Below are 13,457 nucleotides of genomic sequence, written 5' to 3'. Positions count from 1 at the left end.
CGGATGTGCTGTATAATCATAGTAATAGAAATCGGAATTTATGAATTAAAAGAGGATAATTATATAATGATAAAAATTGCTCATCTTTTTAAGAACTATTATTTAGGGATATCCTTTATTGGAATTATTGCATTCGTGATACAAGAAATCCCGTATATAATAATGCCATTAGTTAAACCTGAATCAAATCCAATAATGAATATGCAAAATGAATTGAAATGCATCCAGATTCTACAAGGCGTGTTTGGTATGCTTTCAATGGTTTTATTGATGCTGATTGTTAGAGATGATGTAGGCTTTTTCTCAATAGAAACAACAAGAGATAAAGTATTTTTTGTATCAACCCTTGTCATGATATTCATTAATTTTATCGGATGGACGTTATATTATACCGGGCATCAAATCAGTTGGGTGATAGTAATAAGTCAATTTGCGGTCGTTCCGCTTTACTATTTATGTTTCGGATTGTGGAAGCAAAATTACCCATTGGTTTTTTCAGCAGCATTATTTTTTGCAATTCATACTATTAATGGATATATGAATTTTATTGCGAAGAAGTAATATAAATTCTGATTTACGCGAATAATACACCATCAGCCTTCCTTCGTTTCCACCTCTTTGACCAGATCGGAATAAGGAATCTGCTGTCCATCACGAATTACGTACACGCCTTCGGCATTCCCGGTGTCTTCAACATAGCGCCGGAGGATGACGGAGGCGTATTTTTCGTCCAGTTCCATCATGTAGCAGATGCGGTTCATCTGCTCACACGCCATGAGCGTCGAGCCGCTGCCGCCGAAGGTGTCGATGACCACGGCGTTCTCCTGCGTGGAGTTTCCAATGGGATAGCCGAGCAGGTCGAGAGGCTTGCTGGTCGGATGGTTCGCATTGCGCTTCGGCTTGTCGAAATTCCAGATGGTCGTCTGCTTGCGGTCGGAATACCACTTGTGCTTGCCGTTCTGCATGAAGCCGTACAGCACCGGCTCGTGCTGCCACTGGTAATCGGAGCGTCCGAGGACAAGGCTGTCCTTCACCCAGATGCAGCAGCCTGCAAGGTGGAATCCCGCATCGACGAATGCACGACGGAAATTCAGCCCTTCGGTGTCTGCATGGAACACATAAGCCGCACCGCCTTTTTCGAGGTGTGCCGCCATACACTGGAATGCCGCCAGCAGGAAGTTGTAGAACTCCTCGTTCTTCATGCTGTCGTTCTGAATGGTCAGACCGCTGGAGCTTTTGAAAGATACACCGTAGGGCGGATCGGTCAGAATGAGATTTGCTTTCGTATCGCCCATAAGTGTATTTACATCATCGGGACTGGTCGCATCACCGCACATGAGGCGATGCCTGCCGACCATCCACACATCACCGCGCTCCACAAACGCTGCCTTCTCCAGCGCTGCGGTCAGGTCAAAATCATCGTCCTTCGCATCGCTTCCGGTTCCGTCGGAGAACAAGTCAGCCAGTTCCTTTTCATCGAAGCCGGTCATAGAGAGGTCGTAGCCGAGGTCTTGCAGCTCCTGCATCTCCACGGCGAGAAGCTCCTCATCCCAGCCTGCATCCAGCGCCATACGGTTATCCGCGAGGATGTAGGCTTTCTTTTGTGCGTCGGTCAGGTGGTCAACATAGACACACGGCACTTCCGTAATGCCTTCCTCCTTCGCCGCCATCAGTCTGCCGTGACCTGCGATGACATTGTACTCCCGGTCAATGATGACCGGATTGACGAAACCGAACTCACGCAGCGAGGAACGCAGCTTCTTGATCTGCTCCGGCGAGTGAGTGCGGGCGTTATTTACATACGGGATGAGCTTGTCGATGCTGACAAGCTGAAAGTCTGTCGTTGTTTTCATGTGTACCTCACTTCCTGCTGCGAAGTAGCTGCTCCATCATATCGTCCTGCGGAGAGCCGTCGAACTTGGTTGTACAGTTCTGCTTCACGATATCGAAAATCTCGTACCAGAGTAGATTTGCCTGTTTCTGATAGGACTGGCTGAGCGATGCGAACGGAGATGCGACCACGCCGCCGGTCGTCGGGTGCTTGCCGAGCAGACCGTAGGTTGAGAGCGCTTCCTCACACTGGATAAAACGAGCGAACGCCAGCGAGTAACTTTCGAGCAGCCGCTTGTTCACCAGCTTTTCGCAGCCACGATTCTTCAGCCATATCCATGTTTCCTTGTAGATTTCATCAGCGCCGAGGGGCTTGCCGTCCTTCTGCCGTGCCGAGAGGTATTCACTCGGCGAGGGCATATCCTCACCGACAAGGTCAGCGGCATCATCAAGGTCAGCACCTTCCAGCGTGGTCGGGGTGAATTCGATGATGTCGGCATCCTCTCCTGCGGCAATTTTCTCGGCGAGAGGCTTCGGCTTGTCGCCTGCACGGACTCTGCGTCCGCCACGGTTTGTACCGTCCTTTGCCATATCATCACCTACCTATAAAAAATGCCGAAACCACGCGGATTTCGGCTTGTAAAATATTCGAGGGGGTTAATCGGGTGTTTGAACCGGACTTTTTGCGCGTGAGAGGGGGCGCCGGTCTTGTGTTCGCTGCTCCGTAGAGATTTCAATACCCCCACCGGGCAGCCCCCAGCCCCTCCCCATTCTCCTAAAAAGCAAATCATTTTAGGAGAAACCTGAGATTAGTAGGAGTATTCCGGTCTGCTGTCCTCGGTTCCGGTTTTCTTGTCGTGACAGGACTTGCACAGCGCCTGCCAGTTCGTATCACTCCACATCAGGTAATGGTCACCACGATGCGGAACGATGTGGTCAACGACCGTTGCGGTCACATACTTTCCCTGCGCCAGACACTTCACGCACAGCGGGTGCTTCCGCAGGTACGCCTTGCTGACACGCTGCCACTTGCTGCCGTAGCCACGCTTGGCGGCTGACGGACGCTCAGGGTGCAGGGGCTTGTGTTCGTCGCAGTACGCACCGTCGGTCAGTCTCGGACAGCCGGGATGCTTGCACGGTTTCAGTGCCTTCCTCGGCATCGCCGACACCTCCTTCGGGCATAACAAAAGCCGCTGCGGATACCCACAACGGCTCTGTACATATTCTTCTATTATACATTATATCACACATTACCGGTGTTTTCAAGTGAATTGGACTGCATCGTACTGCAAACTTTCAAGGGCTTTTGCGTGGATATAATAAGCCTTGCGCTTGCTGATAAACATCTCCGCAGCAACGGCACTCCACGGCTTGAACTCCAGATAGCGTTTGGAAAGAAGGTCACGGGCATCGCTGTCCTGCACAGCATTAATGCGGGCTTCCATACCGGCAATCAGCGCATCGTACTCCGCCTGCGTTTCCTGAATATCCTGTTCCAGCGCCATGATCTTGAAAACGGTACCTTCCATCTTGCTGCGGTCGGGCGATACCGTCCTCGGCATATCATTGATGCCGCTGCCGTTCATGCCCTCTGCCCGCTGCCGCAGCAGGTGGATTTCGTGTATCTTACGATTGATGCGTCGGCGGAGTCGTTCCGCCTGTTCCCAGTATTCTTTCATGCAAATTCCTCCCTCATCATTTTTATCAGCTTTTCGCCGTTCATATCCGACATGAAGTCAAACCACTGCGACCGCAGGAACTGTTCACATTCAAGGGTTGTTATGATATCGTGTGACAGCAGCGCCTCCCGGTAATCCAAGAGACACTGCTTGATTATTGCTGCCGCCAGTAATTTGTATCCTTCACTCATTTAATACTCGCTTTCACGGCTTTCATCATCGCCGCCTGTGTCTTGTCTTTGCATTCCAGCGCCATCATGATATTTTCATCGATCGTGCCAACAGCAGTCAGGTGTATGATAACAACAGACTCTGCTCTCTGTCCCTGTCGCCAGAGACGGGCATTGGTCTGCTGATACAGTTCCAGCGACCACGGCAGCGTAAACCAAATGATAGTGCTTCCGCCGTCCTGCAGGTTCAGACCGTGACCTGCAGAGGAAGGCTGTATCAAGGCGATTGGGATTTTGCCCGCATTCCAGTCGGCAATATCCTGATCGCTCCGGAGATCTCTCGCATCAAATCTCGCCATGATGCGGTCACGCTCATGCTGATACCAATATGCGACCAGCACCGGCTTTCCGTTCTGCGCTTCGATCAGGTCTTCCAGTGCGTCCAGCTTCCGGTTGTGTATCAGTTTCGTATTGCCGTTATCGGTATAAATGCATCCGCTTGAAAGCTGCACCAGCTTTCCGCACAGCACTGCTGCATTCGCCGCAGTTATTTCATCGTTCGCATACGGCAGCACCATTTCCGACTCCATTTTCTGATACTGTTCCAATTCCAAGCCCTGAAGAATAACCGGTATAGAGACAGACACCAGTTCAGGCATCTGCAGGTAGTCGGTTGTTTTCATGGAGATGCTGATGTCGGCGATCTTGGCGTAGATCGCCTTATCTGCACCCGGCAGAAGCGAATAGGTGTATCCGTTCCAGTCCGGCTTGAAGTAGGCATCACGATATTGTCCAATGCGCTTGCCGAGGCGTTCTCCTTTATCCAGCAGGCGGAACTGCGCCCACAGATCCATTAGTCCGTTGCTGCAGGGCGTACCGGTCAGACCGATGATGCGCTTCACAAAGGGACGCACCTTCCGCAGTGCCTTGAATCGCTTGGACTGGTGATTCTTGAAGCTGGACATTTCATCAATGACAACCATATCAAAATCAAACGGCAGCCCGCTTTCCTCGATAAGCCACTGTACATTCTCGCGGTTGATGATGTAGAGGTCAGCTTTATTCCGGAGAGCCGCAAGACGCTGCTCCCTCGTTCCAAGTATCAGGCTGCAGGTCATACCGTCGAGGTGATCCCACTTTGCCAGCTCCGCCGCCCAACTGTTCCTGCATACACGGATGGGTGCAATGATGAGAGGCTTGCGAACCACAAAGCTGTCGAACATCAGGTCGTTCAGCGCTGTCAGCGTGATGCTCGTCTTGCCTAAACCGCATCCCAAGAGAACAGCAGCCTGCGGGTGCGTCTCAATGAAGTCGATTGCGTATTTCTGATATTCATGGGGCTTGTATTCCATCAATGATTCCTCCTATCTGGTCGATACTTTCAAGGACATACACCTTGAAGCCCATCCTCCGCAAAAGCCGGTGACGTGACCGCTGCAAAGGACGTGGTGTCTCTCCGGGCGCTTTAACCTCCACAAAGGCAATTCTGCCGCCGGGGAACATCACCAAGCGATCGGGCATCCCGTTAAATCCGGGAGATGTGAACTTGACCGCCAGACCGCCTTTTGCCTTGACAGCACTCGTAAACTTCGATTCTACGGTCTTTTCTCTCATTTTCATTCCTTTCTGGTGCAGGTGGTGAAGGTCTATACATAAACTTTATATAGATGATTTTTTCTAAAAAATATCCTATATATAACTTACAGAAATGACCTTCACCACCTGCACCTTTCAATCCAGAAAGCTCATATCTTCGTCGAAATCATCACTTTTCAGCATAAGCCCATAAATCATGATTCCGTTCTTGGTCTTCTGCTTGTGATAGCCCGCCTGCTCCAAAGCAGCATAGAAATCTCCCGTACTACGGGTGTACTCATGCATATTGATGCAGTAGCTGCGGTAAGCCTTATACAGATCACCGGACTTTTCCTGATATGATGAATCCATCACGCAGTTCTCGTCCAGAAATCTTCCGAGCCAGTCGTTGTCCTCACGGTATGCAGCAACGGCATCACGCACCACCTTCGGCGGCTTGATATTGAAGCCTTCTGCGATAACCTTGCGGGAGCCTTCGATAATCCAAGACAGGATCGCTCCGCCTGCATGGTCAACAAGATAATCGGCAAAGTTCTTGATATCGCTGTCGCCCTCTATTTTGGCACCGAACGGAATAACGATCAGTCTGCGCCACGTTCCGGCATCAGAGGCACCTACCTTCGGCAGGTGGTTGGTATACAGCACCAGCGTATGGCTGGGAATAAAACTGAACGGAGCCTTATATTTCTTCTCCGCATACACCGCATCGGTAGAACAGAGCTGCTTGATGACGCTGGTGTTCAGACGCATACCTTCCTCAAGCTCGGCTGCGATAATCAGGCGTTTGCCCTTCAGCTCCGCCATTTCCGGTTTGACATTACGCTTACAGCCGACGGTCAGTGCGTCGGCGGACATATTGCCTGCATAGCTTCCCAGCACACGGGCGATTGCATTCCAGAAGGTGGACTTACCGTTTCTGCCCTCTCCATAAGCAATGATGAGAGCTTCGATATACACCTTGCCGATGACCGCCATGCCGACAATGCGCTGCACATAATCAATCAGGTCTTTGTCTCCGCAGAAGATCAGGTCAAGGGTGTCCTTCCAGATATCCGCGCCGGTGTCGTCCGGAGAGACTGTGGTTACCTTCGTGATGTAATCCTCCGGGTTATGCTCCTGCGTTCCGGTCAGCCCTTCAGTCAGATTGTAAGTGAAGGTCGGTGTATTCAGCAGGAACGGATTGCTGTCCAGCTCGTCCGGCTGTTTTTCCAGCAACGGCATCGCCGCCTCCATTGCAGATTTCAGTCCCTTCATATTGCGGCACTTCATGACGAAGGCATAATAGTTCTTTGAAGAGACATACTCGTTATATGCTGCAACTTGCTCCGAGTTCATAGCCTCCAGCAGCTTTTTGCCGCCTGCCATAGCAGCGCCACGGGGAACGCCGAGGTCTTCCAGTTTATCCAGAGCCGCTTCAATCAGACCGCCTGCTTCCTCAAGCTGTGCATCGGTGTGTTCCATCATTGCTGCGATCGGACGCTGGCGGGATTCCATCCAATAGATTTCATTGTTGCGCAGGAAGCCGGTCGCCTCCGTAAAGCAGACCTCGCCGTCATACACCGCTGCAAAGGTGCGGGCTTCTCCGATGTCGGAATAATCGTCCGGCTTCAGGGAATCGCCGGTGTATTCGTCAGGCGGTATATAATCCGGAGAGGACGATACCTTCTTGTAGAACTTGCAGGCACTCGTCCAGATTTTGTCCAGCTCCTCCTGATCCAAAGGAGGTTCACACTCCTGTGCCTTTTCCAGAAACTTCTGATGAGCCTTATCCGTCGCACCGAGGCGCTTGAGAATCCTGCCAGCATAATGCGACATGGTTGCATTGCGTTTGCCTTGCGGGATTGCCGCCTTTGCACTCAGGGTGAGATAATCGTCGATCATCAGACTGCCTTCATGCCACTGCACCTCACTGCCGGGTGAGCCGTAAAGGAAACGGGCTGCGTCGAGGGCGTTCCCGTCAAAGAACTGATATGCCTCGTAGATCTTGCGCTTCAGGGCAGCATAGGCATCGGCATCGCTGATCACATGAATCGGGAAATATACATGAAATCTGGGACGGGCAGTCTTTCCGCCCTTCGGCTTCATGTGATTGCGGCTGAAAACAAGGATATATGCGACATCCGGGAGCAGCTCATCCAGCTTCTCCGGGGTGATCCAGTCAGCGGGATCGTCGCTGTGGTCGTTGTCGCAGTCCATCGGAGCATTATCCGAAACGACGAAGGTATCCTTGCTGCGGTATCCGTTCTTATACTCCGCGCACACATGGTCGCGGTTCTGCGCCTTTGCCATATCCGCATCTGATGTGACGACCATCTTGTGCGGGTAGTTGCAGTTTGCCGACTGATGCAAGCAGTCAGCCTGATAAATTGTTACTTGCATACTTCCTCCAATTCCTCCGTGAAATAACGGATTTTCATGTGTTTGCGTTTTGCCCGTTCGATCTCCACCTTCATGCCAGAGCTGATGTATTCGCCGAACACCCACAGCTCTACGCACTTACTCATCAGCACCCAGTTCATGAAAATGGCTGTATCCCGTTCCTCCGGGATATTGTCGTCCATAAACTGCGTGAAGTATATATGGGGCGTGATCGGCAGATAGTGCCGGTCAACAGCAAAGCGGCTGTATCGGCGGGCATTCGCAGTATTCCTCTCAGTATCTCCGGAGTAAGGCGAACAAATATACACGACGGGACGGAAGGCGGCAGCTTTTGCCGCAGCCTTCTCCTCCTTCTCAATATGCGTAAAAGCCTCGTACTCCGTCGGGCTGGCATAGCCCTCGCTGTTATAGAAATCAACCATGCTTGACCTCGTTTCTGCCGCATGGCTTCCTGTCGCAGCCCTTGTTGCACAGCTTCCCACAGCGGGGGCATTTCACATAGACGTTCTCCGGCTTGACCAGCTTGCCGCTGACCAGCGCATAAAACCATTCAATACTGTATTTCATATCCTCAGTCCTTTCTGTAAAACTCGCATTCATATCCGTCAGCCCGCAGGAGCAGACCTTCCGCCCATGCAGGCGTTCGTTCCATCTGTCGGCAGACCTCATCAAGTGACATCCTGCGGTCTGCCTCGATGATCATTTCATCGTGTATGTGACCGACGATAAAACAGTGCGACAGCGTCTGCATAGAGAACATGAGCAGATCACGGGCGACCGCCTGCACGATATTCTCGACAAACTTCGGACCGTAGCTCTCGATACGTTCCCACTTCTTCGATGCGCCCACGCCCATATAGGTGACTGACTCGCCGCCGAACTGGTTCTCACCGATCTGCGGGTGCGCGTAGCAGAGCTTCCGACCGGAAGGCAGCGTAAAAAAAAGCATCTTGCTTTGATAGCTGAACTGCAATCCGTGTGTTTCTGTGGTGGTTTTCTGCTTTATCGCTTTCTTGACCGCATCATCGACAGCCCACCAGAGCTTGACGATATTGGGCGAGGCATCCCGCCAGTCGGTCACGATCTGCTTCAGCTCGGCATCGGAAAGGTTCAGGGCATCGCCGCCCATCGCCTTCATCGCGCCCACGCTTCCGCCGTAACCGCAGGCAAGCTCCGCGACCTTGCCCTTCTGACGCAGTTCGCCGTTGATGCCGTGCTTCACAACCGGTACACCGAACATCTTTGACGCTGACGCGCAGTATATGTCCGCGCCGTTTTCAAAAGCGTCCATGCGCCACTGCTCTCCGGCAATCCAAGCTATTACTCGCGCTTCGATCGCGCTAAAATCGGCAACAATAAACTTATATCCCGGTCTGGGTACAAAAGCGGTTCGGATGAGCTGAGATAGCGTATCAGGCACATCCTCATAAAACATCTCGACCTCATCATAATAACCGTACTTGACGGTATTTCTCGCTTCGGTCAGGTCAGGAATATGATTCTGCGGCAGGTTCTGTAACTGAATAATGCGCCCTGCCCAGCGTCCAGTGCGGGAAGCGCCATAAAAGCTGAACATTCCTCTCGCACGGTGATCTGAGCAGGCTGCCGTCTGCATCGCCTGATACTTCTTGACGCTGGACTTTGACAGCATAAGCCGCAGCTCAAGCACTGACTTCACCGGATCTTTCGCTGTCTTGAGCAGTTCCTTCACGGCTGCCTTGTCCAGACAGTCCGACTTATATCCCTGTTCGTCGAGCCATTCCAGAAGCTGATACACGGAATTCGGGTTCTCGATACCGGTAAGCCTGCGCATTTCCGCCGACAGCGTTGCCTTCGCCTGTGCATCCAGCGTCAGCGCAGCATCGACCAGTTCCATATCAACACGGATGCCGCGATCGTTGATCTCCTGATCGAGATAAAATTGCTCCCAGATGAAATCCGGTACCGGGAAACGAGAAAGGCGCTTGTCAATGGCAAGCTCCGCCTCCACGTCCTGTTTGTTATATGCCTTGAAGGTTTCCCACTTATCTGGTGCATCGGCAGGGGTGTGGAACTTCGGAATACCGTTCACCGTTTCGTAAGGTACACAAAAATACTTGATGAGCGCCTTGCCCTCCGGCATCTTCTGCTGTTCCAGCTTCAGGGCAGCACCTGCAGAAGCCAGTGTCGATGGCAGACCGAGCGTACGGCAATGGATCATGGTACACTGCCAGCCGACCGGACTCAGATAATCGCCGACGGTATCGGCTTCAATGCTGTAACTGCAGAAGATCTGCGGATACTCCTCCCGCAGATATCTGGAGAGACATACACGTTCAAATTGCACGTTGAATGCCCGCTTGATGACCGATTCATCGGTGAGTGCAGAGAGGATCGCTTCGGGTACATGGTCACCGTTCGCCAGATCGTAGAGCTGCACTGCACCATCATCCACTGACACGCTCATCAGCGTGATAGCAAAATACGGAGAATCGACGTAAGCGTAAACACCACACTTGGTGATGTCACGGTCACTCCGAGTCTCCAGATCAATTTCTAAAGTTTTCATGGTAGCACTTCCTTAAACCCACCCGAACGGTCATACCGCCAGTCGCCCTCCCGACATTTACTTATTTCTTACGGTTCTTGAAGTGGTCAATCATAATACTGACCGTCATAATCGTCCAGCAGATCATTGTGATACTGCCGGAAACACACAGAATGAGAGAGAATACTGTACTCATACGCCGTCACCTCACGAAAGGAAATCGTCGTCGTCATCGTCGTCGCTGAAATCATCCTCAGCACGGGACTTGCCGCCGAGAGGCTCACCGTCACGGAGCTTCTGGAGATTGTTGAGACCACAAGCGATGCCCTTGTTGCCGTTTGTATTGAAAGCGTAGAAGTTGATGGAAGCTCTGCCGTAAATACCGGAATACAGTTCACTGGTATCGAGAATCGGCTGGCAGTCGGCATCCACAACACCGGGCTTGGTAGCGCTGTTGGCGTTGATGAAATAGCAGCCTGCGTATGCCTCATCGTCGGGGCGTTCCTCGTCGCCGTCACGCAGCGGAGTCTTGATTGCCTTCAGTGCCGGGACGGACTTGCCGTTGCCCTTGAGCTTGGACTGACCTTCGTCGTATGCAGCCTTGATTGCTGCCTTGATCTTCTCGACGGTAACGGTATCGGACTTCGGGATGATAAGCGACACGCTGTACTTCGGAGTGCCGCCGTTGATTGCCTTCGGCTCGTTCACGATCAGATAGCTGAAGCGTGTATTCTTGCCGGTGATCACTTTGCACGGATTTGTCATTTTACTCATTTTCAGTTTCCTCCTTGAAATCATCAATTGTCCATGCCGGACGCTTGTCCGACTCTGGTACGAGTGTGGGTTTGCCCTTCGGCTTCTCGATCAGAGAACCGAGCAGGGTGTTGAACTTTTTAGCGCCGAGCAGCTTAGTCATTGCGGTCACGCCCATGAGCTTCTTCTCAAAGGGATCATAGCCTGCTTCGGTAACTGCTGCTGCAACGGCATCGGTGTCTGTGTATCTGCGGTTGCTGCGTCCTTCCACGACCTTGAAGCCGGGATAGCATTTGCCGCTGATAGCCTGTTCGAGTGCGTAGTCCTTGATATCGTTGATCCAACCGATGAAGGTATCTGCGCGGTCGAGTATCATGCTGATTTCGTCGTCTGCGAGTGTATCCGGAACGGCGAAATCATACTGCGCGAGCTGGAGATTATATTCTGCCCGTTTCCGGCAGGTCGCCTTGATCTTGCAGAACTGACAGTGCTTGCCCGCCTTGTAGTCACCATCACCGTTCGCTGCAAGTGCTGCGGCAGGGATAAGGACGTCGTCAGCCCAGCGAAGCAGCTCCTCGGTTGTGACCTCTGCCGTACTGATGTTATCGCGGCGGGGCTGGAAGATAATCATGCGGACTGTATTGATGTCATACAGCGACTCAAAGAGATTAAGAGCGCCCAGCGCATACATCCGCATCTGGCTGTTTCCATCCGCTTCGACGAGGACGCCAAGCCCGTACTTGAAGTCGATGACAGTCATAACGCCGTCGGCAACAACAATGCAGTCGGCGGTTCCGAAACTCTCTGCCACCCAACGTGTGAAGTCGAGGCGCTGTTCGACCAGAACCAGCGGATCAGCGCAGGTCTCCTTTGCCGCTTGCACCTGCTCCATGACGAACTCGCAATAAGCATCGGTACATTCCGCCATTTCTTCGTCGAAGTATTCCAGATCGTCGGTGGGATCACGAACCTTGAAGCCGAGTGCCTTCTTGACCTTGTACTCGCAGAGGGCGTGTGCGTCCGTACCTTGTTGGGCATAGGTGCTGCCGATATCGCCGCCCGCATTTTCCTTTGCGCTGGGCGGGCAGTTAATCCAGCGCTCACTACTGGATGGAGAGAGAAGTGCGTGTCCTGACATCACAATCCCTCCGCTTCTGCAAGCACTGCAGCGTAGTCGCTTTCGGCAAGGTCGGAGAGCTTTTCTGCGCCATACTTGGCAATCAGCTCCTTGACCTCCTGTGTATGTCCGCTGCGGCTGATCTCGGACAGACGGCTGCGAAGCTGCACGAAGGTAACGGTCGCTTCTTCATTCTTCGGTGCAGGCTGTTCCTTCGGTGTTTCTACTTGCGGCTCGTCTGTTGCGGGATCATAAATAGTCTCGAACGTGTCGAGATATTCCTTTGTGATTTTCTCCGTCAGCGCTACGACAGCTTTGGTCAGCGCATTCAGAGAGTTGATAAGCTCGAACATTTTGTCCATGATTTTCACTCCTTTCATAGTTAGCCGGAAAAGTCAACCTCCTCGACGACCTCCTGTATTTCCACGCCCTGCACCGACTTGCCGGGTGTCAGGACAAGGATTTCGCAGAAGTCGCCGAGCAGCCAGCGGAGAAGTCTCATCGGTAGCCTGATGCTGCCGCTGGTCAGCACCTGTGTTTTTGTGCCGCCGTTGCTGACGGCGATCTTGACCTTGTGCTTCATGCATCTCACCTGCCTTTCACCCTAAGCCGAAAAAGTCAACCCTCTTGCTTATGCTTCTGCTTCGGCTTCTCCACACCGAAGTACTTACAGGCTTTGGTGATGATCTTATTCCAGCGATTGTGCATCGCTTGTTTGGTGATTTTCTTTCCGGTTGCTGCTTCTTCCTCTCTGCGGATATCTTCGAGGAACTTTCTCTCACCGAGGTGGGCATACAGCAAATCCTGCTGAGCAGGTGTGAGCGTTTCGATGAATGCGAGAACCTTTTCCATATCCGGATGCTCCGGAGCATAATCATCAAACATCTGAACTGCAATGCGGTCGAACGGATCACCCTCGTCTGCTTCCTTCTGAGCAAGGAAACCGTAGTCGGCATTCTCGGCATCATAGCGTTCTGCCAGATCGACATCGTGGTCGTTCTCCTCCAAAACGATAAGACACTCCATGTTCTCGGCGGTAAGCGGAACAACGTCAATAACCTCACGCTCCCACTTCCCATTAGGCTGTCGCACCATGCGTGTGTACACATAGTTGCCGTTGGCATCCAGATAGTTGTCGCTGCTTGTGTTGACTTTGCTTTTTCTCTCGAAAGGTAAATTTGTCATAGCTTGTCCTTTCCGCCGGATACAGAAAGGGCAAAAGGGCATAAAAAAAACAGGAACCGGCGAGATGCCAGCTCCTGCGTCACCGAAAAATGGGTACAGCAAAGCAAGGCTATCTCGATACCGGATCACCAGCGATGCTGGTGTCCTGTATGAAATATCCCTATGCCCTGAGCTGTACACACTCCGGCTTAAAAATATTTATTTGACCGCCACCCGGCGAG

17 protein-coding genes are annotated in these 13,457 nt (G+C 52.1%); 1 reads left to right on the top strand and 16 read right to left on the bottom strand.

From position 1 onward, the window contains the following. Window positions 1-66: 66 nt before the first annotated feature. Window positions 67-561 carry a hypothetical protein gene (locus BT127_RS08765; RefSeq protein WP_075424645.1) on the top strand — a complete coding sequence of 165 codons (495 nt, stop codon included), beginning with the start codon at window positions 67-69 and terminating at the stop codon, window positions 559-561. A gap of 32 nt (window positions 562-593) precedes the next feature. On the opposite strand, the gene BT127_RS08760 is transcribed toward BT127_RS08765, so the two are convergent. From BT127_RS08760 to BT127_RS08690, 16 genes are all read right to left on the bottom strand, one after another. Further along, window positions 594-1,853 (bottom strand): site-specific DNA-methyltransferase, encoded by a 1,260-nt coding sequence (locus BT127_RS08760; protein WP_075424644.1) that lies wholly within the window; start codon window positions 1,851-1,853, stop codon window positions 594-596. Between the two features lie 7 nt (window positions 1,854-1,860). Next, a complete protein-coding gene (locus BT127_RS08755) occupies window positions 1,861-2,421 on the bottom strand; it encodes a terminase (protein WP_075424643.1) in 561 nt (186 codons plus the stop codon). A gap of 218 nt (window positions 2,422-2,639) precedes the next feature. Beyond that, window positions 2,640-2,990 (bottom strand): HNH endonuclease, encoded by a 351-nt coding sequence (locus BT127_RS08750; RefSeq protein ID WP_075424642.1) that lies wholly within the window; start codon window positions 2,988-2,990, stop codon window positions 2,640-2,642. A 102-nt stretch (window positions 2,991-3,092) separates the two neighbouring features. Beyond that, window positions 3,093-3,509 carry a hypothetical protein gene (locus tag BT127_RS08745; RefSeq protein ID WP_075424641.1) on the bottom strand — a complete coding sequence of 139 codons (417 nt, stop codon included), beginning with the start codon at window positions 3,507-3,509 and terminating at the stop codon, window positions 3,093-3,095. Then, window positions 3,506-3,700 (bottom strand): hypothetical protein, encoded by a 195-nt coding sequence (locus BT127_RS08740; protein WP_075424640.1) that lies wholly within the window; start codon window positions 3,698-3,700, stop codon window positions 3,506-3,508. Before BT127_RS08740 ends, BT127_RS08745 begins: the two co-directional genes overlap by 4 nt. Continuing rightward, window positions 3,697-5,031, bottom strand: coding sequence for an SNF2-related protein (locus BT127_RS08735; protein WP_075424639.1), 1,335 nt, complete (start codon window positions 5,029-5,031; stop codon window positions 3,697-3,699). The genes BT127_RS08740 and BT127_RS08735 overlap by 4 nt, the downstream gene beginning before the upstream one ends. After that, window positions 5,012-5,293 (bottom strand): VRR-NUC domain-containing protein, encoded by a 282-nt coding sequence (locus tag BT127_RS08730; protein ID WP_075424638.1) that lies wholly within the window; start codon window positions 5,291-5,293, stop codon window positions 5,012-5,014. The genes BT127_RS08735 and BT127_RS08730 overlap by 20 nt, the downstream gene beginning before the upstream one ends. 117 nt (window positions 5,294-5,410) lie before the next feature. After that, on the bottom strand, window positions 5,411-7,654 hold the full coding sequence (locus BT127_RS08725; RefSeq protein WP_075424637.1) for a phage/plasmid primase, P4 family: 2,244 nt from the start codon (window positions 7,652-7,654) through the stop codon (window positions 5,411-5,413). Then, on the bottom strand, window positions 7,645-8,076 hold the full coding sequence (locus BT127_RS08720) for a DUF7768 domain-containing protein (protein ID WP_075424636.1): 432 nt from the start codon (window positions 8,074-8,076) through the stop codon (window positions 7,645-7,647). The genes BT127_RS08725 and BT127_RS08720 overlap by 10 nt, the downstream gene beginning before the upstream one ends. After that, the gene (locus tag BT127_RS16805; RefSeq protein WP_155250356.1) at window positions 8,069-8,221 is read right to left on the bottom strand and encodes a hypothetical protein; all 153 of its coding nucleotides are present in this window, start codon (window positions 8,219-8,221) and stop codon (window positions 8,069-8,071) included. Before BT127_RS16805 ends, BT127_RS08720 begins: the two co-directional genes overlap by 8 nt. Window positions 8,222-8,225: 4 nt before the next feature. After that, window positions 8,226-10,202, bottom strand: coding sequence for a DNA polymerase (locus tag BT127_RS08715; protein WP_075424635.1), 1,977 nt, complete (start codon window positions 10,200-10,202; stop codon window positions 8,226-8,228). 186 nt (window positions 10,203-10,388) lie between these two features. Then, window positions 10,389-10,955: a DUF2815 family protein gene (locus BT127_RS08710; RefSeq protein ID WP_028520172.1), complete on the bottom strand. Its 567-nt coding sequence runs from the start codon at window positions 10,953-10,955 to the stop codon at window positions 10,389-10,391. Further along, a complete protein-coding gene (locus tag BT127_RS08705) occupies window positions 10,948-12,072 on the bottom strand; it encodes a DUF2800 domain-containing protein (protein WP_075424634.1) in 1,125 nt (374 codons plus the stop codon). The genes BT127_RS08710 and BT127_RS08705 overlap by 8 nt, the downstream gene beginning before the upstream one ends. Beyond that, window positions 12,072-12,413, bottom strand: coding sequence for a hypothetical protein (locus BT127_RS08700; RefSeq protein ID WP_139275480.1), 342 nt, complete (start codon window positions 12,411-12,413; stop codon window positions 12,072-12,074). Before BT127_RS08700 ends, BT127_RS08705 begins: the two co-directional genes overlap by 1 nt. Window positions 12,414-12,433: 20 nt before the next feature. Further along, window positions 12,434-12,634, bottom strand: a complete 201-nt coding sequence (locus BT127_RS08695) for a hypothetical protein (RefSeq protein ID WP_075424633.1) — start codon at window positions 12,632-12,634, stop codon at window positions 12,434-12,436. A gap of 35 nt (window positions 12,635-12,669) precedes the next feature. Beyond that, window positions 12,670-13,236, bottom strand: a complete 567-nt coding sequence (locus BT127_RS08690; RefSeq protein ID WP_075424632.1) for a hypothetical protein — start codon at window positions 13,234-13,236, stop codon at window positions 12,670-12,672. Between the last annotated feature and the right edge of the window lie 221 nt (window positions 13,237-13,457).

Origin of the sequence: Ruminococcus sp. XPD3002 (assembly GCA_900119535.1) — a bacterium.
GTDB lineage: Bacteria > Bacillota > Clostridia > Oscillospirales > Ruminococcaceae > Ruminococcus > Ruminococcus flavefaciens_H.
The sequence above is the reverse complement of the archived record's forward strand: the minus strand, read 5'-3'. Positions and strand labels throughout refer to the sequence as shown.